Raw genomic sequence first — 19,480 nt, 5'->3', positions numbered from 1 at the left:
ACGCTCCCTTACTCGGCCGCGGTGACGTGATGGGCGTGCTGGGCGCAGCAGGGATCGGCCACCGCGCGGCGCGTGCCGCGCACGGCCACCTGAAGGGTCTGGTTCCTGTCGCCCACGGGCAGGAACGTCCCCGTCTCGCCGTCCAGGGCCAGGATGTGACCGTTCTCCAGGTCGAAGAACCAGCCGTGCAGGTTCAACTGACCGGCTGCCAGCTTGGCGGCGACGGAGGGGTGGCTGCGCAGGTGGTTCAGCTGCGCCACCACGTTCTCCATGGCCAGCACGCGCGCGGCCTCCGCCTCCGGCAGCAGGCTGTAGGCCTCGCGCAGCACATGGCGGGCGCTTTCGGCATGACGTAGCCAGGCGGCCACGTTGGGCATGTCCGTCAGCGCCTCGGGCTTCAGCAGGGCCTTCATGGCGCCGCAGTCGGAATGGCCACAGACGACGATGTCGTTCACGCCCAGGCCCACCACCGCGTATTCGATGGCGGAGGAGACGCCGCCGTTCACCTGGCTGAAGGGCGGGACGATGTTGCCGGCGTTGCGGCAGACGAACATCTCGCCCGGGCCGCTCTGGGTGATGATCTCAGGCACCACGCGGCTGTCGGCGCAGGAAATCACCAGCGCCTTGGGCTGTTGCCCGTGGTGGGCCAGCTTGCGGTACAGCGACCGCTGTTCGGGGAAGACAACAGATCGGAAGTGCGACACGCCGTCGATGATGCTGTCCATGATGGGAAATCCTCGCGTTCAAGTCGATGATCCCGGCCGGACGGTGGGGCGAAGGGCGCCTGGAACCACCGTCCCCGTTGGGGGCCATCAAGACTTAAGGCCTGAGTTTTTCCCGGATACGTTTCGATTATGACAAAGTGTGTCTGCCGGCCTTTTGCGCCGGATCATCCCGTTTCGGAATCGTAATAATGACGGAAAGCCCGCCCTCCGCCCGGTTGCTCAGGGTGATGGTGCCGCCCTCGCGCGTCACCGCCTGGCGGGCGATGGTCAGGCCCAGGCCGGTGCCGCCGGTTCCCCGGTTGCGGGATTCCTCCAGCCGGTGAAAGGGCTCGAACACCGTCTCGAACTGCGCCTCGGGGATGCCCGGGCCATCATCGCTGATGGTGATGACGGCGCTTTTTCCCGTGTCGCGCACCGCGACCCGGGCCGTGCCGCCATAGGCGATGGCGTTGTTGATGATGTTGGAAAAGGCCCGGCGCATGCCCAGGGGCCGCAGGGCCAGGGCCAGGCGCTCCGGCCCCTCATAGCTGGCGACATGGCCGGCGTCGGTGGCGTTGTCCACCAGGGTGGACAGCAAGGCCGGCAGGTCCGTGCGGCGCGGCTTTTCGGGATCCTCCTCGCCGCCCAGATAGTCCAGCACGTCGTTGACCATGCCTTCCATCTCATCGAGATCGCTGTCGAAGGCGGCGCGGTCCTCGGCATTGGGCAGGAAGCCGGCGCGCAGGCGCAGGCGGCCGATGGGCGTGCGCAGGTCGTGGGAGACGGCGGCCAAGGCCTCCGTCCGGCTGGTGATCAGGCGGTCGATCCGCCGCTGCATGGCGTTGAAGGCCTGGGCGACGTGCCGGATCTCCTGCGGGCCTCGCGTGGGGATGAACACCGGCGGGCCGTTGCCCACCGCGTCCGCCGCCTTGACCAGCATCTTCAGAGGGGACGCCAGGGTCTGCACCAGGAACAGGGCCATCAGCAGCACACCGATGGACAGCAAGGCGATGGAGCCCAACTGGGCATAGATGACCGGCACGGTGGAAGGCAGGTCGGTGACGCCGAAGCGCAGCGTGCTGCCGTCCAGAAGGCGCACGTCGCCGTCAAACGCCTTCACCGGCGTCCCGGGCCCCGTGCGCAGGCGCAGGTCCATGCCGGCCAGGGCGGCCCGGTGCTCGATCATCTCATGGCGCAGCAGCCAGCTGGCGGGGTTGTCGCCTTGCGCCTCGCGCGCCTGGGCCGCATCCACCCAGGTGAAGGTCAGGTAGGGGGAGGAGAGGGAGGACGCGACATTCCCCCGCCGCACCGGATCGATGGCGGACAGGACATGGCCCGCCGTTTCCACCTGTTCCGCGATGTGCCAGGTCTGGGTCTCGTCGCCGTAATGCTGCTCCGCCTGGCCCAGCACGATGGCGTTGCCGATGACGGCCAGCAGCACCGCGCCGAAAAGCACCAGGCCCAGGCGGCCGATCAGGCTGCGCGGCCAGAGGTGGCCCCAGCGGTGAATGCCGAGCCGGGTCACAGCGTCGCCACGTCGGCGGTAAAGATGTAGCCGACGCCGCGTATGGTGCGGATCAGGCGGTTCTCATCGCCCAGCTTGCGCCGCAGGCGGCTGACCAGCACGTCGACGCTGCGGTCGTTCACCTCACCCAGGCGGGCGCGGGACAGTTCCAGCAGGCGCTCGCGCCCGATCACGCGCTGACGATTCTCCAGGAAGCTGACCAGCAAGTCATGCTCCGCCCCCGACAGGTCCACCGCCACACCGTCGGGGTCGGTCAACTCGCGCCGGCGCCGGTCCAGGCGCCAGCCGGCAAAGACCATGACGTCCTGCGGGGTCGAACCGATGGACCCGGCGCCGGGGCTGTTGTTCGCGGCGCGGCGCAGCAGGGCGCGGATGCGGGCCAGCAGTTCCTTGGCACGGAAGGGCTTGGGCACATAGTCGTCGGCGCCCATCTCCAGCCCCAGCACCATGTCGATCTCTTCGCCATGGGCGCTGACCATGATGATGGGTACCTGGCTGGCGCGCCGCAGATCCCGGCAGATGTCCAGACCGCTCTGGCCCGGCAGCATGACGTCCAGCAACACCAGGTCGAAGCTGCCCTGGCTCAGCGCGTCCGCCATCTCCCGGCCGTCGCGCACGCCGGTGGGCTCGAACCCGTTTTCCTTGAGCACGCGCAGGATCAGGGTGCGCATGGCCGGATCGTCCTCGACCAGCAGGATGCGCGCGATGGATAGGCTGTTCATCGGCCTTTAGATAAGGGCCGTGCGCCACCTTTCCAGGGGCTCGACGTCCATCCATGCTGCATATGCACAGAAGGTGCGGGTAAAGACCGTCTCAGGCCTTCTTCTCCCAGCCCTTGTCGGTCTGCTGCCAGTAGGTGAGGTCCAGCCCCGCTTCCTTGGCGGCCTTCCAGCGCTGGCGGGCTGCGGCCACCGCGTCGGGGTCGATGCCGTCGAAGATGTCGCAGACGCGGACGTAGTCGGCCATGTGGGCGCTGGTGGCGCCATCGGTCAGGAACAGCACCTGGGCATCGTTGGGCCGCTCATCCACCGCCGTCAGCCAGATGGGCTGGTCGGCAGCGTGGCCGTCCTTGGCCGTGCCGTGGGGCAAGAAGCTGTCCGGCCGCCAAGTCCACAGGTGCTGGGCCAACTGCTCCGCCCGCTCCTCCACCGTCGACAGCACCACCGCCCGCCAGCCGCGCGCCAGCGACCGTTCCAGCAGGTCGGGCAGGGTCTGCTCCAGGCTGCTGCGCTGCAGGTGGTAGAAGTTGACCTCGGTCATGCATGTGTCCGGCGGCAAAAGAAAAGGGGCGGCCCGTAACCCGAGCCGCCCCGATCTTACCCTGACTGCGAAGGCTTTTGTCAGTCTTCGTAATAGTCGGCCACCAGCCGGTCCAGCAGGCGGACGCCGTAGCCCGAGGCGCCCTTGGGCACGGTGGCGCCGTCCTTCTTGGTCCAGGCGGTGCCGGCGATGTCCAGGTGGGCCCACGGCACGTCGTTGACGAAGCGCTGCAGGAACACGGCACCGATGATGCTGCCGGCCTTGCCCGGGCTGCCGATGTTCTTCATGTCGGCGACGTCGCAGTCGATGTCCTTGTCGTAGGCGGCCCCCAGGGGCAGGCGCCACAGAGTCTCGCCCGTCTTCAGGCCGGCATCGGTGAGGCGCTGCGACAGCTCGTCGTTATTGGAGAACAGGCCGGCGTGCTCATTACCCAGCGAGACGATGATGGCGCCGGTCAACGTCGCCAGGTCGACCATGAAGCGCGGCTTGAACGTCGCCTGGGTGTACCACAGGGCGTCGGCCAGGATCAGGCGGCCCTCGGCGTCAGTGTTCAGCACCTCGATCGTCTGCCCGGACATGCTGGTGACGACGTCGCCCGGACGCTGGGCGTTGCCGTCGGGCATGTTCTCCACCAGGGCGACCACGCCGACGACGTTGGCCTTGGCCTTGCGTCCGGCCAGGGCGGCCATCAGGCCGATGACGGCGCCGGAGCCCGCCATGTCCCACTTCATGTCCTCCATCCCGGCGGCCGGCTTGATGGAGATGCCGCCGGTGTCGAAGGTGACGCCCTTGCCCACGAAGGCCAGGGGAGCGGCACCCTTCTCACCGCCGTCCCAGCGCATGATGACCAGGCGCGGCGGCTTGGCCGAGCCCTGGCCCACGCCCAGCAGCGCGCCCATGCCCAGCTTCTTCATCTGCTTCTCGTCCAACACCTCGACCTTCACGCCCAGCTCGGTCAGGGCCAGGCAGCGCTCGGACAGGGTCTCGGGGTAGATGACGTTCGGCGGCTCCGACACCACGTCGCGGGTGAGGAAGACGCCGTCGGCGATCTTCTCCAGCTTGCCGTAGGCCTTCTTGGCGGCGGAATGCTCGGTCGTGGCCAGGGTCAGCTTCTTCAACGTCGGCTTCTGGTCCTTTGGCTCCTTGGTCCGGTACTTGTCGAAGCGGTAGGAACGCAGGCGGGCGCCGTAGCCGACGTTGGCGGCGAAGGTGGCCGGCGCCAGAACCAGGCCGTCATGGCCGTCCAGCACCAGGGTGGCGTCGGGATCGCCGGCGCGGGCAAGGCTGGCGGCGACGGTGCCGCCCAGCGACTGGGCCGTCAGGTCCGTCACCTTCTCGGCGGCGCCGATGCCCACCAGCAGGATGCGCGCGTACTCGGTGCCGCCGGGGGCCAGCAGGGTCAGCGTCTCATCCGCCTTGCCGGTGTAGCGGCCGGCTTCCATGGCGCGGGCCAGGGCGCCGCCGCTCTTCTGGTCCAACTCGGCGCCCAGGCTGCCCAGGCCGCGGCCCTGCGACACCGTGATGGCCAGGACGCCGGATTGCGGCAGGGCGTTCTGGGCGTAAGCGATCTTCATCTTGCCTCTCTTGGTCGGTCCCTTGGGATCCTTGGAACGGGGGGCGTCTTGGCGCCTGGACCCGTCCGGATGGCTTCGCCTTATGGCGTTGGAAGTCCTATACAGGATTTCTGAATGTTGTACGTCAACGCTCGAAATCCAGACCTTTTGTCCCAGGCGGTTGTTTCCGGCGACGGGAGGCGATAAGAACTGCGTGCCAAGCCTAGTCGGGCGGGGTTCCATGCCGGCTGTCGTCGGCTTGGCGGCGGGGTGTCGCGCCCTGGTTTCGCCAAATTGTGGGGTCCTATAGTGGCCGGGCCGCCGGTGCCTCATGTGGGGTGTCGCGGTGGTCGGATCGGCGGGATGCGCGGGCGCCGTTGTGGCGGGCACCGGTCCCGCCTTGTGTGTTGTGGAGCACGATGAAGCTGATCGGCCGGTATTTGTCGCGCAACCTTGTCGTGGCGATGGTTTTCATCACGGCCGGGTTGTCCTCGACCATCTGGATGACGCAGTCCCTGCGCCTGATCCAGCTGGTGGTCGAGGGCGGGGCGCCGATCAGCATGTTCCTGCGCTTGGCGTTTTCCACCCTGCCGACCTTCCTGGCGCTGGTCATGCCCTGGGGCGTGCTGATCGCCACGCTGTTCACCTACAACCGCCTGACGCTGGACAGCGAGCTGGTGGTCATGCGCGCGGCCGGCATGGGGCCGCTGACGCTGGCCCGGCCCGCGCTGCAGTTGTCGGCCATTGTCCTGTTCCTCTGCCTGCTGCTGAACTTGTTCCTGGCGCCGGCGGCGCAGCGCGAGTTCGTGCGCCTGCGCGAGGAGATCCGCACCGACTATTCCTCTGTCCTGCTCCGCGAAGGCACGTTCAACGACGTGGGCGAGGGCAAAACCGTCTATGTCCGCCAGCGCGGGGCGGAGGGCATGCTGAACGGCCTGATCATCTACGACAACAGCAAGCCGCAGCGACCGGTGATGACTATCGCCGACCATGGCATCCTGGTGACGGCCGAGGCCGGCCCCCGCGTCATCGTCTATGACGGCGTGCGCCAGGAATACGACCGGGACACGGGCCACGCCTCCAACCTGGAATTCAAGCGCTACACGGTGGACCTGAAGGTGCTGAACGCTGGGGAGGCGCAGCGCTGGCCTGACCCGCGCGAACGGACGCTGAGCGACCTGCTATTCGACACCGGCAACCCGACCGACACCCAGCTGCGCCCGCGCCTTAACCAGGAGCTGCACCAGCGTTTCGCGACACCGCTGCTGGCGCCCGCCTTCGCCATGATCGCGCTGACGGCGCTGATGTCCGGTGAATTCTCGCGCCGCGGGCAGGCCCGCCGCATCGCCTTGGCCGTGGTCTTCGGCATGCTGCTGCAGGCCATGATGCTGGGCATCTCCAACTTGGCGGTGAAGACACAGGCCTTCAATGCCGTGCTGTATGTCGTGGGCATCCTGCCAGTGGCCATGGGGTATTGGTATCTGGAGAACTGGCGGCGTCTGAGCCGCGGAGGGGCGGGCCGGTCCGGCACCCCGCCGGCGGGGCCACCCGCCACGGGACCTTTGGGCGGAAAGGCGGCCTGAAATCATGCGCATCTCGCCCACGCTGTCCGTCTACATCACCCGCCAGTTCGTGTTCTGGTTCCTGATCATCCTCGGGGGCATGCTGGCGCTCGTCCTGCTGCTGGACACGGTGGAGCTGCTGCGCCGGGCCGCCGCCAAGACGGACGCCACCTTCCAGATCGTGCTGAGCATGGCGCTGCTGAAGCTGCCGGAAATCGGCCAGCAGATCTTCCCCTTCGGCGTGCTGTTCGGTGCCATGTACACCTTCTTCCGCATGACCCGCAGCGCGGAGCTGGTGGTGGTGCGCGCCGCCGGCATTTCCGTGTGGCAGTTCATGACGCCGGTGCTGCTGACATCCCTGGTGGCCGGCATCCTGAACATCACCCTGCTCAGCCCCGTCTTCGCCACCATGCTGGCGCGGTATGAGCAGCTGGAAAGCCGCTATCTGCGCGGCCAGCAGAGTTCGCTGGACGTCGCACGCTCCGGTGTCTGGCTGCGCCAGGTGCAGGAGGGGGATAACGGGAACTACCTGATCCACGCCGAATCCGTGGGGCCGGGCAAGCCCGTGAACCTGCGCACCGTCACCATCCTGCTGTTCAATGGCAGCGACCAGATCCCGGTGGGCCGCCTCGATTCCGAAACGGCGGAGCTGCAGAAGGGCCAGTGGGTGCTGCGCAACGCCTGGCTGAACCGGCCGGGCCGCCCGACCCAGCATGTCGACGGCATGGCCCTGCCGACCGACCTGACGGAAGCCCGCATCCAGGAAAGCTTCGCCCCGCCGGACACGCTGTCGTTCTGGGAACTGCCGAGCTTCATCCAGACGCTGGAGCAGGCGGGCCTGTCGTCGGTGCGGCACCGCATGTACTACGAGTCGATGCTGGCCGTGCCGGCCTTCTTCTGCGCCATGGTCTTTCTGGCCGGCACCTTCTCCCTGCGCCATGCCCGCCGGGGCGGCACCTTGCAGATGCTGGGCACCGGCCTGGTGACGGCGCTGGTGCTGTTCGTCAGCCAGAACATCATCCAGGCGCTGGGCCGCAGCGGCGTGCTGCCGGTCTTCCTGGCCGCCTGGGCGCCGGCCGGCGTCTGCCTGATGCTGGGAACCGCCGCCCTGCTGCACCTGGAGGATGGCTGAACGCCCACTCCGCGCCGCACCCATGGTTGCGGGGGCCGTTTGCCTTCGCCCCCCCTTGGCTCTATAAGTTCCGTTCTCCGTTTTTCCCCGGTTCCCGTTTTCCCGGTCCCCGCTTTTCCGGTAAGGTCAGATGATCCAACTTTCCCGCCGTTCCGCCGCTGCCGTGCTCGCCTTCGGCCTGACCCTGGGCACGAGCTTGGCCACGCCCGCGCTGGCGCAGCTGGCCGGCCCCCGGACGGCCGCCGCCACCAACGGCATGGCCTTGGGCCCGCGCGTCGCGGCCCAGCAGGGCCAGCAGGAAGAGCGCATCGTCGCCGTGGTGAATGACGAGGCCATCTCGCAGACCGACCTGGCCGGCCGCATGCGCCTGGCCATCGTCAACACCGGCCTGCCCGACACGCCGGACGTGGAACAGAAGCTGAAGCCCCAGGTGCTGCGCCTGTTGATCGACGAGAAGCTGGAGCTGCAGGAAGCCAAGAAGCAGAACCTGGTGGTGACGGACGAGGAGGTGGACCGTGAGTTCGCCCGCCTGGCCAAGCAGAACAAGGCTCCCTCGCCGGAAAGCTTCGCCGCCAACCTGGAACGCGAAGGCGTGCCCGTCTCCTCCCTGAAGGAGCAGATGCGCGCCAACATCGCCTGGAACAAGGTGGTGCAGCGCCGCATCCGCCCCACCATCCAGGTGAGCGACGAGGAGATCGATAGCCGGACCCAGCGCATCATCGCCAACGCGGGCAAGCCCGAGTACCTGCTGACGGAAATCTTCATCTCCGTCGATAATCCCAAGCTGGACCAGGACGCCCATCAGCTGGCGGACAAGCTGGTCGGTGAGATCACCCATGGCGCCAACTTCGCGGCCGTGGCCCAGCAGTTCTCGCAGAGCGCCACGGCCGCGGCCGGCGGCGACATGGGCTGGGTGCAGCAGGGGCAGCTGGAACCGGCGCTGGATCGCGCGCTGCAGCGCCTGCCCACGGGCCAGGTTTCGGTGCCGCTGCGCGGCGCCGGTGGCTATTACATCTTCCTGGTCCGGGACGAACGCACGGTGACCGGTGGCGATCCCGCCGACATCGAGGTGTCCGTGGGCCAGGTGGTGGTGCCCGTTCCGCCCGGCGCGGACGTCCAGGCCCTGGGCCAGACCGTGAAGAAGATCGGTGACACCTCGCACAGCTGTGAGGCGTTGGCCGCCGCCGCCAAGGCCAACCTGCCGGGCTCAACCACCCGTGCCCAGCCCATGACCCGCCTGGGCGACATCCCGGGCGAGCTGTCCAAGCTGATCGGCCGCCTGGGCGTGGGCCAGGCCACCGACCCGCTGGAAACCCAGGCCGGCCTGATGCTGTTGATGGTCTGCGACCGCAAGGTGCCGGAGGGCAGTGCCCCGCCGCGCGACCAGGTGGCCAACATGATCGGCGGCGAGCGTATGGACATGCTGCAGCGGCGCAACCTGCGCGACCTGCGGCGTGCCGCCACCATCGACATCCGTAGCTGAGGGGCGGGGGGCGACAGCCCCCCCGATCCGTTTCATGACCGCGCCGCTTTCTTCGTCCCTCTTGCCCCTGGCCCTGACCATGGGCGAACCGGCCGGCATCGGCGGCGAGATCGCCTTGATGGCCTGGCGGCTGCGGCGTGACCGGGGCCTGCCGCCCTTTTTCCTGATCGACAGTCCGGACCGCCTAGCGGCCCTGGCCCACGCCACCGGCCTCGATGCCGCGGTGCGGGAGATCGCCGATCCGGCGGAAACCGTCACTGTCTTCGATGAGGCCCTGCCGGTGCTGCGCCAGGACCTGGCCGCCCCTGTGGTCCCGGGCCAGCCGGATCCGGCCAACGGCGCCGCCGTCATCGCCAGCATAGACCGGGCTGTGGCCCTGGTGCGGGCGGGCCAGGCGGCGGCCGTGGTGACCAACCCCATCCAGAAAAGCAGCCTCTACGCCGCCGGCTTCCGCCACCCGGGCCACACCGAATATCTGGCCCACCTGGCGGGGATGAGTGAGGAGCCTGTCATGCTGCTGGAGGGAGGCGGCCTGCGGGTGGCCCTGGCCACCATCCATGTGGCGCTGAAGGATGTGGCCGGTCAGCTGACGCGCGAGGTGCTGCTGCACACCGCGCGGGTTACCCACCAGGCGCTGCGCCGGGACTTCGGCCTCAGTCAGCCGCGCCTGGCCGTGGCCGCCCTGAACCCGCATGCCGGTGAGGGCGGTGCCATGGGGCGGGAGGAGATCGAGATCATCGCCCCCGCCGTGGCGACCTTGCGGGAAGAGGGGATGAACGTCGCCGGCCCGCTGCCGGCCGATACCCTGTTCCATGCCGGCGCGCGCGCGACCTATGACGCCGTCATCTGCCAGTATCATGACCAGGGGCTGATCCCGCTGAAGACCCTGGATTTCGACACGGGCGTCAACATCACCCTGGGCCTGCCCTTCATCCGCACCTCCCCCGACCACGGCACCGCCCTGTCCCTGGCCGGCACGGCCCAGGCCAGCCCGTCCAGCCTGGTCGCGGCCCTGCTGTCGGCCGACCGCCTGGCGCGGCAGCGCGCCGCCGCCTGATTCTCTCGTATCAAGATCGCTTCATGACCAGCCTCGCCCATTTGCCGCCCTTGCGCGACGTCATCGCCCGTTTCGACCTGGGCGCCCGCAAGGCGCTGGGCCAGCATTTCCTGCTGGATTTGAACCTGACGGCGCGGGTGGCCGCGGCGGCCGGCGACCTGGCCGGCGTCACCGCCATCGAGGTCGGGCCCGGCCCCGGCGGCCTGACCCGCGCCCTGGTGGAGAGCGACGCCAAGGCCGTGGTGGCGGTGGAGCGGGACAGCCGTTTCGTCGCGGCCCTGGCCGATGTGGTGGCCGCCGCCGCCGGCCGTCTGACCATCGTGGAGGGCGACGCGCTGGAGGTCGACATGACCGCCATCGCCCCGGCGCCGCGCGCCATCGTCGCCAACCTGCCCTACAATGTGGGCACGCCCATGCTGGTGGGCTGGCTGCGCCAGATCCAGGAATTCCGCAGCCTGACGCTGATGTTCCAGAAGGAAGTGGTGGACCGCATCGTCGCCAAGCCACGCACCAAGGATTACGGCCGCCTGGCGGTCATGAGCCAGTGGCTGGCCGACGCGCGGCTGGTGTTCGACATCCCGCCGCAGGCCTTTTCCCCGCCGCCCAAGGTCATGTCGGCGGTGGTGCACATCACCCCGCGCATCCTGCCGGCCGACGCCCCGTCGTTCAAGGATATGGAGCGGGTGGTGGCGGCCGCCTTCAACCAGCGGCGCAAGATGCTGCGTGCCGGGCTGAAGGGCCTGGTGGCCCAGCCCGAACCCCTGCTGGAAGCCGCCGGCATCCTCCCCACGTCCCGGGCGGAGGAGGTGGACGTGGCAGGCTTCGTGCGCCTGGCCCACGCCTGGCGGGCGCACCAGGACACGCAGGGTTAATAAACTTTCCACGGTTAGGTTGTTTTCCGGTTCTGCCTGTTATGCGGCGCACGCAGGCGGTCCATGCCTGAGTAATGACGCGTTTATGACGCCCGTCACTCCCGCTCGCGTCTCGCTTCGCTAGCTTTGCGATACGGAACGACGCTGAAATTTGGGGATGACGTCATGACCAAGCAGATCAATCACTGGGTGCGCCGCCTGCTACCCGCCCGCCTGCTGCCCACCCTGGGCGTGCTGCTGCCCATCGCCGCCTGCAGTGGCGCCCCGGACCATGACTACGTCCAGGTGGCCGACGAGAACCCCGCCTTTTCCAGTTGCTCCCAGTCGGCCTTCGACCTCTATCCGGGGGTTGAGCAGGGCGCCCTGCGTGCCGATCACCTGAACGCCTGCCTGGCCACCCGCCAGGCCTACGCCAACGATCAAGTGGCCGTGGCCCGTATTCACAGCTTCTAAGATCGGTGTCCGTCGTTCCGGTGTTGAATTAGGCGTTCCCCAATCCCCGCGCCGCCTTGGGCGACGTGGGGTGATACACCCGCCAGACGCGCCGCATCTGGCGGGTGGACGCGAAGCCCGCCCGCTCCGCCACGCTTTCCATGTCCAGCCGCGTATGGCTCAGCAACTGGGCCGCCAGCGCTACCCGCAGCCGGTTCACATAGTCCGGCAGGGTCATTCCCGTATGATCATTGAACAACCGCGACAGGTGGCGGGGGCTGGCGCCCGCCACATCGGCCAGGGACTCTTGCGTCCAGGGATGGGCCGGGTCGGCAGCGATGGCGTCCTGCACGCGGTGGACCGCCGGGTGCACGTGGTTGCGTCCCTCCAGCCACGCCGACAGTTGCGGATCGCCGCCCGCCCGCCGCAAATAGACCACCAGGGCGCGCGCCGCCGCCAGGGCCACGGCCGGCCCCACCATCTCCGCCACCAGATGCAGCATCAGATCGATGCCGGCAGTGACGCCGGCGCTGGTCGCCACCAGGCCATCCTCGACATACAGCCGATTCTCCAGGACCCGTGCCAGGGGCGCCAGGCGCGCCAGGGTCTCACAATCGCTGTAGTGGGTGGTGCAGGGCCGGCCGTCCAGCAGGCCGGCGCGGCCTGCCAGCAAGGCGCCGGCGCAGATGCTGACCAGCCGGTGGCCTGGTCCGACGCTGCGCCGCAGCCAGTCGACGATGGCCTGATTGCCGCCTTCCGTTTCCGCCGCGTCCGGCCCCCCATCGCCCAGCATCTGTTCCCCCAACATCTGTTCCACCGAGCCCACGACCATGACCATGGCCTCGTCCGGCAGTGCCTGGGGCAGGGGCTCGATGCCCGTCACTGTCAGTCCGATGGACGTGAGCAGCGATGCCGCCGGGCCGACATAGCGGACGACGAAGCGCAGCCCGTCCTGTTCCACATTGGCCCGGCGCAACACCTCCACCGGCCCCGCCACGTCCAGCAGCAGCGTCCGGGGCGGCAGCACCACATAGACAGGCAGGACGCGGGGACCGGCCTTCGTCATGCGTCGAACGCCGTGGCGACGGTGGCGATGCGGGCGAAGCGGCCGTCCAGCACCAACTCGGTGGCGGCCTTGATCTCCGCCGTGGACCAAATGCGCCCCTGCGCGTCGGTCATGGGGAAGGTCAGCGTCGCCTCTGTCACGTAGGTGACGTCGAAGCCCAGGTCGGAGGCATGGCGGGTCGTCGTCTCACAGCACTGCTCTGTCCGCACGCCGGAGATGACGACGCGGCGGATGCCATGACTGATCAGCCAGACATCCAGCCCGCTGCCCACCAGCGCGCTATGCCGCGCCTTGTGGAAGGTGGCGTCCGGCGTGATGTCCAGCCCCTCTAGCGTGCGGATGGTGCCGGACTCGTGGGTGAACGGCGCGTCGCCGTCCACATGGAAGATCTGGATGACGGGAATGCCGCGCGCCCGGGCCTGGTTCACCAGCGCCTGCTGCCCCGGGCGATAGGCATCATATTCCGCCTGCACCCAATAGGGCCGGTGGCGGAAGGACTCCTGCGCGTCGATGACGATCAGGGCGGTGGTCTGGGTGCCGGCGGTCACGGTGCTCATGGGGGCTATCTCCTGCCATCAGTGTGGAGTGATGGCGTCGATGCTAGCCCGCAGCGTAGCACGGGATAATGGGCCTGGCGGACAAAGATGGGACGTTTTACGCCATTGGTAGATTAACCGCGGCGGAGGGGAGACCCGCCGTTTACACCATGACGGTTGCGGCCCGACCTCATTCTTGATTGATTTGTGACATACGGTTCCACCGCCGCAGGAGGGGGTATGGCCCCGGTGAACAGTCAGGCCACGGACATGAACAATTCCGCCGCGTCGGCGCCCGGCCTCTGGCACCGGCTGATGTCCAGCCAGGCGGCTGGCACCATCTCCCTGGCCATCGGCCTGCTCAGCATCGGCGCGGTGCTGTGCCTGCGCTATCCCGCCTGGCTGACGACGCCGGAGTTGCGGCCGCACTACGACATGGATCTGCTGCGCCTGATCCTGGCGCTGTCCATGGGCGTGGGCGTGTTTCTGGGGTTGGCGGCGTGCGTCCTGAACCGGCGCCGGCGGGCGGGCGTCATCGGCATCAGTGGCGTGGTGCTGGCCCTGTTGCTGGGCGGGCCCTATGTGCCGTATGAGGATTTCGACCAGGCCCGGACCTGGGTGGGGCTGGACTGGCTGGTGCTGGACCTGTTCTTCACTGGCAGCGCCTTCATCCTGTTGGAACGCCTGCTGCCCCGCGTGGCTCCGGGCCAGCCCGTGCTGCGCGAGGGCTGGCGGCTGGATCTCAGCTACTTCACCGTGAACCATTTGCTGATTGGCGCCTTTCTGCTGACCTCCAACCATTTCGCCCATGATGTCTTCGGTTGGGCTGTCAATGGCTGGCTGCAGGCGCAGGTCGCGGCGCTGCCCGGATTTGTGCGCTTCCTGCTGGTCATCCTGGCGGCCGACGCCGTGGAGTATGCCAGCCACCGCGCCTATCACGAGATCCCCTGGCTGTGGCGCCTTCATGCCGTCCACCACTCGCCCCAGCATATGGATTGGCTGTCCGGCTCCCGCCTGCATGTGCTGGAGGTGCTGATCACCCGGTCGCTGATCCTGGTGCCCATCTTCCTGCTGGGCTTTCCGCAGGACACGGTGTTCGCCTATCTGATCTTCGTGTCCATCCAGGCGGTGCTGATCCATTCCAACATCGCCATGGACCTGGGCTGGCTGCGCTACGTCATCGTGACGCCGCAGTTCCACCATTGGCACCATGCCTCGGACGTGGAGGCGCTGGACCGCAACTACTGCGCCCACACCCCTTTCTGGGACTTGGTGTTCCGCACCTATCATCAGCCCAAGGACCGCTGGCCGGAGAAGTACGGCACGGTGAAGCCCATCCCCGGCGGCTTCGTCCAGCAATTCCTTTACCCTTTCAGCGGCCCCGTGGAACTATTGACCGGCAAGCGGGAAGGGTAATGCCAGGGACACTCATGCCCTTGTAGGCCGCGACTGCGGCCGCCGGAGCGTTTCGGGGAGCGTCAGCGGACTGAAACGTGAGGATGAGCCAAGGCCACGGATGTGGCCGCCCGGCGTTTGAGGATGTGCTTGAAGACTCAGGCCACCAGTTCCAGCACCACCGGCGTATGGTCAGACGCCTTTTCCTTGCCGCGCGGGCCCTTGTCGATGGCGCAGCCCACCAGGCGGTCGGCGGCCTGGGGCGACAGCAGGAAATGGTCGATGCGCAGGCCGTTGTCGCGCGGCCAGGCGCCGGCCTGGTAGTCCCAGAAGGTGAAGGCGCGATCGGCGTCGGGATGCACCGCGCGGAAGGCCTCGACCAAGCCCAGGTGGGTGATCTCGCGGAACTTGGCGCGGGTCTCGGGCCGGAACAGGGCATCGGTGATCCAGGCGGCGGGGTCGTAGACGTCGCGCGCCTCGGGGATGACGTTGTAGTCGCCGCCCAGCACGAAAGGGATTTCCTGGGCCAGCAGGCTGGCGGCATGGGCCTTCAGCCGGTCCATCCAGCGCAGTTTGTAGGGATATTTCTCCGTGCCCACCGGGTTGCCGTTGGGCAGGTACAGGCTGGCGATGCGGATACCGCCGACCGTGGCCTCGACATAACGGGCCTGCTCATCCTCCGGCTCGCCCGGCAAGCGGGTGATGATGTCCGTCGGCTCTTCCCGCGACAGCAGCGCCACGCCGTTGTAGGCCTTCTGCCCGACCACGGCGCAGTGGTAGCCCAGATCCTGGAAGGCCTGCAGGGGGAAGGCGGCCGTCTCGCACTTGATTTCCTGGAACAGCACGACGTCCGGCTTGGCGCTGTCCAGCCACTCGGTAACGTTCCCCAAGCGGGCTTTGACCGAGTTCACGTTCCAGGTGGCGATGCGCATGGGAAGGCTCTCATCAGGCGGCGGTTCCGGCGCACCTTAGAGGGAAGCCAAGCCCAAGGCGAGGGGCTTGCGCCGAGGCTTTCTCCGCATCCTTTCTTTCCTAGGACGCGACTGCGTCCGCCGGAGCGAGCACGAGGATAGCCAAGCGGCCGGATGGCCGCGCCCGGCGCCTGAGGGTTCACTCAGAGCGAAAAACTCTGCCCGCAGCCGCAGGAAGAGCTGGCGTTGGGATTGTTGACCTTGAAGTAGGATCCGGCCAATTCCTCGACGAAGTCCACCTCGGCGCCGGCCAGCAGGTCCAGCGAGGTGTCGTCCACCACCAGCCGGGCGCCGTCGCGCTCGAACACGTGGTCGTCATCATTGATGGTGGCGTCGAAGCTGAAGCCGTACTGGAAGCCGGAGCAGCCGCCGCCGGACACGGACAGGCGCATCATGATGTCAGGCCCGCCCTCCATTTCCGCCAGCTTGCGCACGCGCTTGGCGGCGCTGGCGCTCAGGCTCATGGCGCGCGGGGGAGGGGGGGCGGTATCGGCGGCGATGTCGGTGATGGTCATCGACGGATGTCTTTCCAGTTGCGGAACGCTGGGCCCGGCCCCACGTAGCGCTTGAAAAGGCGACTGGACAGGGGCGGCGTTCCTCTGTAACGCCCATAGTATGTAGGCGCTCCAAACGGTTCCGTCAAAGGACCAGGAACCATTCGGCGCCCGCACGGATCTGGCATGAGGTATGCGGCGATGATGAACTGGAACAGTCTGCTGTCGCGCAAGCGGCTGGCCAAGACGACGGCCGACGCGGAGCTGCCGCACCGCAGCGCCTATGAGATCGACATCGACCGCATCACCTTCACCACCAGCTTCCGCCGCCTGGCGGACAAGCAGCAGGTGCACGGCATCGGCGGGTCGGATTATGTCCGCTCCCGCCTGACGCACTCCATGGAGGCGGCGCGGGTGGGACGCTCGCTGGGCATGTGGGTGGGGCCGGCCATCCTGCGCAGCGTTGACTATGAGGTGAAGGCGACGCCGGCCGACTTCGGCCACGTGGTGGCCGCCGCCTCGCTGGCCCACGACGTCGGCACCCCTTGCTTCGCCCACACGGGCGAGGACGTGATCTCCGACTGGTTCGCCGACAGCGCCATCGGCCAGCGCATACGCACCGGCCTGAGCGATGTCGAGCAGGCGGAGCTGTGCAAGTTCGAGGCGAACGCCCAGGGCTTCCGCGTGCTGACCCGACTGCAGGGCTGGCGCGGCGTGGGCGGCCTGCAGCTGACGGCGGCCACGCTGGGCGCCGGGGCCAAATACCCCTGGGGGGTGGAGGTGCCGAACGGCCCCCTCAAGCGCCCGCATAAGCGCAAGTACGGCTTCTTCGGATGCGAGCAGGACGTATTCGCCGTGGTGGCGACAGAGGTGGGCCTGGTGGAAAAGGGTCCGGGCGCCTGGTGCCGCCACCCGCTGGCCTACCTGGTGGAGGCGGCGGACGACGCCTGCTACCACGTCGTGGATATCGAGGACGCGGCCAAGATGCGCATGCTGAGCTTTGAGCATGCCGAGGACCTGCTGCTGGCCTTCATCCGCGACGACAAGCCTGACACGGCCACGGGCAAGGACTGGGAGGCGGACTACAAGACGCTGGAGGATGAGGACCGCAAGCTGATCTTCCTGCGTGCCCAGGCCATCGACCGGCTGGTGCGCGACGCGGCGGAGATTTTCCTGGAGCGATTGCCGCAATTGATGGCCGGCGAGTTCTGCCACCCCCTGCTGACCCTGTCGGCGCGCGCGCCCGCCTTGCGCAGGATCGAGCAGGTGAGCCACGAGCGTATCTACCGCGGCCAGCAGCGCTGCGAGACCGACATCATCGCCGCCCGCACCATCACCACCCTGCTGGACGCTTATGGTGAGGCGCTGCTGGACCGGGAGAAGCTGGGCCCCGGTGCCAAGCTGCCCCGCCGCTGGGCCTCGCTATTGGAAACCATGCCGGAGTCGCGGCAACTGCCCTATGAGCGCGCGGGCTGGGTGCGCGGCCTGCTGGACTATGTCGCCGGCATGACCGACCGCTTCGCCATCCGCCAGGCGCAGCTGATCGCGGGGTGAGGCGCGCAGGCCGCTCCTGCCAACTCCACGGGTGACCTGCACCGCAGGAACCTTGTAAGGTGCGCCGCCGCCGGTCACCATGGACCGGCGAATGCGACTCTTTTGGATTGTGCCGGTTCTATCGCCATGAACGTTTACAAGGAATTCGAAGCCCTGGTTCGCCGCGCGCTGGAGGCCCTGGCGGCTGACGGCGGCATTCCCGCCGGGCTGGACCTCTCCCGCGTGACGGTGGAGCCGCCGCGCGAGGCGGCGCATGGCGACATCTCCACCAACGCCGCCATGGTGCTGGCCAAGCCGGCCGGCAAGCCGCCGCGCGCCATCGCCGAGGCGCTGGCCCCGCACCTGCGGGCCCTGCCGGACGTGACCGAGGTCTCCATCGCCGGTCCCGGCTTCGTCAACCTGCGCGTGGCGCCCAGCTATTGGCGTGCCCGCCTGGCCGACGTCCTGACCGCCGGCGTGGGCTTCGGCGCCAGCACCATCGGCAACGGCACCCGTGTGAACGTGGAATACGTCTCCGCCAATCCCACCGGCCCGCTGCACGCGGCGCATGCCCGTGGCGCCGTGGTGGGTGATGCGCTGGCCGCCCTGCTGGAAAAGGCCGGCTACGACGTCACGCGCGAGTACTACATCAACGACGCCGGTGCCCAGGTGGACGTCCTGGCCCGCTCCACCCACCTGCGCTATCGCGAGGCCCTGGGCGAGACGGGCATCGAGATCCCGGCCGGCATGTACCCGGGCGAATATCTCAAGGACGTGGGCCAGGCCCTGGCCGCACGGGACGGCGCCAAGTGGCGCGACCTGCCCGAAGAGGAATGGCTGGCCCCGGTGCGCGCCTTCGCCATCGACCAGATGATGGCCGGCATCAAGGAGGATTTGGCCTCCCTGAACATCCACCATGACCTGTTCAGCAGCGAGCGCGCGCTGGTGGACAACGGGGCGGTGGACCAGGCGTTCAAGGCTCTGGAAGACGCCGGCCTGATCTATGTCGGCGTGCTGGAGCCGCCCAAGGGCAAGAAGCCCGACGATTGGGAGCCGCGGCCCCAGACCCTGTTCAAGGCCACCCAGTTCGGCGACGACGTTGACCGCCCGCTGAAAAAGTCCGACGGGTCGTGGACCTACTTCGCCAACGACATCGCCTATCACTACGACAAATACCGGCGCGGCTGCCCCGTGCTGATCGACGTGTGGGGGGCCGATCACGGCGGCTATGTGAAGCGCATGGCAGCGGCGACCAAGGCCATCTCCGACGGCAAGGCCGCGCTGGACGTGAAGCTGTGCCAGCTGGTGCACCTGCTGCAGAATGGCGAGCCGGTGAAGATGTCCAAGCGCGCCGGCACCTTCGTCACCCTGCGTGACGTCATGGACGCCGTGGGCCGCGACGTCGTGCGCTTCATCATGCTGACCCGCCGCAACGACCAGACGCTGGAGTTCGACTACGCCAAGGTGACGGAGCAGTCCAAGGACAACCCTGTCTTCTACGTGCAGTACGCCCACGCCCGCTGCCGCTCCGTCCTGCGCCAGGCCGCCAGTCTGCACGCCGACTGGGATCTGTCGCGTGAAGCGCTGTCGGCCGTGTCCTTCGATGGACTGGCCTCCACGGCCGAGGTCGATCTCATCCGCCTCATGCTGAACTGGCCACGCACGGTGGAGTCGGCGGCGGAGGCGCATGAGCCGCATCGCGTCGCCTACTACCTGCAGGAGCTGGCGGCGGCGTTCCACGGCTTCTGGAATCAGGGCAAGGACGATGCCACCCTGCGCTTCATCATCGAGGGAGACGATGCCCTGACCCGGGCCCGCCTGGCCCTGGTGACGGCGGTGTCCCTGGTCATCGCGTCCGGCCTCGCCATCATGGGCGTGGTGCCGGCCGAGGAGTTGCGCTGATCC

General features: G+C 68.0%; 18 protein-coding genes. 9 read left to right on the top strand and 9 right to left on the bottom strand.

Annotation, left to right across the window (positions count from 1 at the left end):
• Window positions 1–8: 8 nt before the first annotated feature.
• From Y958_RS18240 to Y958_RS18220, 5 genes are all read right to left on the bottom strand, one after another.
• Window positions 9–725 (bottom strand): carbonic anhydrase, encoded by a 717-nt coding sequence (locus Y958_RS18240; RefSeq protein WP_088873384.1) that lies wholly within the window; start codon window positions 723–725, stop codon window positions 9–11.
• Between the two features lie 127 nt (window positions 726–852).
• The gene (locus Y958_RS18235; protein ID WP_088873383.1) at window positions 853–2,229 is read right to left on the bottom strand and encodes an ATP-binding protein; all 1,377 of its coding nucleotides are present in this window, start codon (window positions 2,227–2,229) and stop codon (window positions 853–855) included.
• A complete protein-coding gene (locus tag Y958_RS18230) occupies window positions 2,226–2,951 on the bottom strand; it encodes a response regulator (protein ID WP_088873382.1) in 726 nt (241 codons plus the stop codon). The genes Y958_RS18235 and Y958_RS18230 overlap by 4 nt, the downstream gene beginning before the upstream one ends.
• Before the next feature lie 91 nt (window positions 2,952–3,042).
• Window positions 3,043–3,489 (bottom strand): DNA polymerase III subunit chi, encoded by a 447-nt coding sequence (locus Y958_RS18225; protein WP_088873381.1) that lies wholly within the window; start codon window positions 3,487–3,489, stop codon window positions 3,043–3,045.
• Between the two features lie 80 nt (window positions 3,490–3,569).
• Window positions 3,570–5,063 carry a leucyl aminopeptidase gene (locus Y958_RS18220; RefSeq protein WP_088873380.1) on the bottom strand — a complete coding sequence of 498 codons (1,494 nt, stop codon included), beginning with the start codon at window positions 5,061–5,063 and terminating at the stop codon, window positions 3,570–3,572.
• Window positions 5,064–5,461: 398 nt separating this feature from the next.
• Here Y958_RS18220 and lptF point away from each other — a divergent pair, with 398 nt between their 5' ends.
• From lptF to Y958_RS18190, 6 genes are all read left to right on the top strand, one after another.
• Window positions 5,462–6,625 carry an LPS export ABC transporter permease LptF gene (gene lptF / locus Y958_RS18215; protein ID WP_088873379.1) on the top strand — a complete coding sequence of 388 codons (1,164 nt, stop codon included), beginning with the start codon at window positions 5,462–5,464 and terminating at the stop codon, window positions 6,623–6,625.
• Window positions 6,626–6,629: 4 nt separating this feature from the next.
• Window positions 6,630–7,736, top strand: coding sequence for an LPS export ABC transporter permease LptG (gene lptG / locus Y958_RS18210; RefSeq protein ID WP_004273258.1), 1,107 nt, complete (start codon window positions 6,630–6,632; stop codon window positions 7,734–7,736).
• A 130-nt stretch (window positions 7,737–7,866) separates the two neighbouring features.
• Window positions 7,867–9,219, top strand: a complete 1,353-nt coding sequence (locus Y958_RS18205; RefSeq protein ID WP_088873378.1) for a peptidylprolyl isomerase — start codon at window positions 7,867–7,869, stop codon at window positions 9,217–9,219.
• Between the two features lie 34 nt (window positions 9,220–9,253).
• Window positions 9,254–10,276, top strand: a complete 1,023-nt coding sequence (gene pdxA, locus Y958_RS18200) for a 4-hydroxythreonine-4-phosphate dehydrogenase PdxA (protein ID WP_088873377.1) — start codon at window positions 9,254–9,256, stop codon at window positions 10,274–10,276.
• Window positions 10,277–10,299: 23 nt separating this feature from the next.
• Window positions 10,300–11,148: a 16S rRNA (adenine(1518)-N(6)/adenine(1519)-N(6))-dimethyltransferase RsmA gene (gene rsmA / locus Y958_RS18195; protein ID WP_088873376.1), complete on the top strand. Its 849-nt coding sequence runs from the start codon at window positions 10,300–10,302 to the stop codon at window positions 11,146–11,148.
• A gap of 165 nt (window positions 11,149–11,313) precedes the next feature.
• Complete coding sequence (locus Y958_RS18190) at window positions 11,314–11,601, top strand: hypothetical protein (protein WP_088873375.1); 288 nt, start codon at window positions 11,314–11,316, stop codon at window positions 11,599–11,601.
• Window positions 11,602–11,629: 28 nt separating this feature from the next.
• On the opposite strand, the gene Y958_RS18185 is transcribed toward Y958_RS18190, so the two are convergent.
• The gene (locus tag Y958_RS18185) at window positions 11,630–12,646 is read right to left on the bottom strand and encodes a GlxA family transcriptional regulator (protein WP_088873374.1); all 1,017 of its coding nucleotides are present in this window, start codon (window positions 12,644–12,646) and stop codon (window positions 11,630–11,632) included.
• Window positions 12,643–13,203 carry a cysteine hydrolase family protein gene (locus tag Y958_RS18180; RefSeq protein WP_088873373.1) on the bottom strand — a complete coding sequence of 187 codons (561 nt, stop codon included), beginning with the start codon at window positions 13,201–13,203 and terminating at the stop codon, window positions 12,643–12,645. The genes Y958_RS18185 and Y958_RS18180 overlap by 4 nt, the downstream gene beginning before the upstream one ends.
• A gap of 219 nt (window positions 13,204–13,422) precedes the next feature.
• Between Y958_RS18180 and Y958_RS18175 the strand changes: the two genes are divergently transcribed.
• Window positions 13,423–14,598, top strand: a complete 1,176-nt coding sequence (locus tag Y958_RS18175; protein WP_211098605.1) for a sterol desaturase family protein — start codon at window positions 13,423–13,425, stop codon at window positions 14,596–14,598.
• A 137-nt stretch (window positions 14,599–14,735) separates the two neighbouring features.
• On the opposite strand, the gene xth is transcribed toward Y958_RS18175, so the two are convergent.
• Together xth and erpA are read right to left on the bottom strand one after the other, a co-directional pair.
• On the bottom strand, window positions 14,736–15,509 hold the full coding sequence (gene xth / locus Y958_RS18170) for an exodeoxyribonuclease III (RefSeq protein WP_088873372.1): 774 nt from the start codon (window positions 15,507–15,509) through the stop codon (window positions 14,736–14,738).
• 182 nt (window positions 15,510–15,691) lie between these two features.
• Window positions 15,692–16,063 (bottom strand): iron-sulfur cluster insertion protein ErpA, encoded by a 372-nt coding sequence (gene erpA / locus Y958_RS18165; RefSeq protein WP_088873371.1) that lies wholly within the window; start codon window positions 16,061–16,063, stop codon window positions 15,692–15,694.
• Between the two features lie 165 nt (window positions 16,064–16,228).
• Between erpA and dgt the strand changes: the two genes are divergently transcribed.
• Both dgt and argS read left to right on the top strand, forming a co-directional pair.
• On the top strand, window positions 16,229–17,596 hold the full coding sequence (gene dgt, locus Y958_RS18160; RefSeq protein ID WP_088873370.1) for a dGTP triphosphohydrolase: 1,368 nt from the start codon (window positions 16,229–16,231) through the stop codon (window positions 17,594–17,596).
• A gap of 126 nt (window positions 17,597–17,722) precedes the next feature.
• Window positions 17,723–19,477, top strand: coding sequence for an arginine--tRNA ligase (argS, locus tag Y958_RS18155; protein ID WP_088873369.1), 1,755 nt, complete (start codon window positions 17,723–17,725; stop codon window positions 19,475–19,477).
• Window positions 19,478–19,480: the final 3 nt, after the last annotated feature.

Origin of the sequence: Nitrospirillum viridazoti CBAmc (assembly GCF_000730165.1) — a bacterium.
Classification (GTDB): Bacteria; Pseudomonadota; Alphaproteobacteria; order Azospirillales; family Azospirillaceae; genus Nitrospirillum; species Nitrospirillum viridazoti.
Note: the sequence above shows the minus strand (reverse complement) of the source record. Positions and strands in the feature narration are given on the sequence as shown.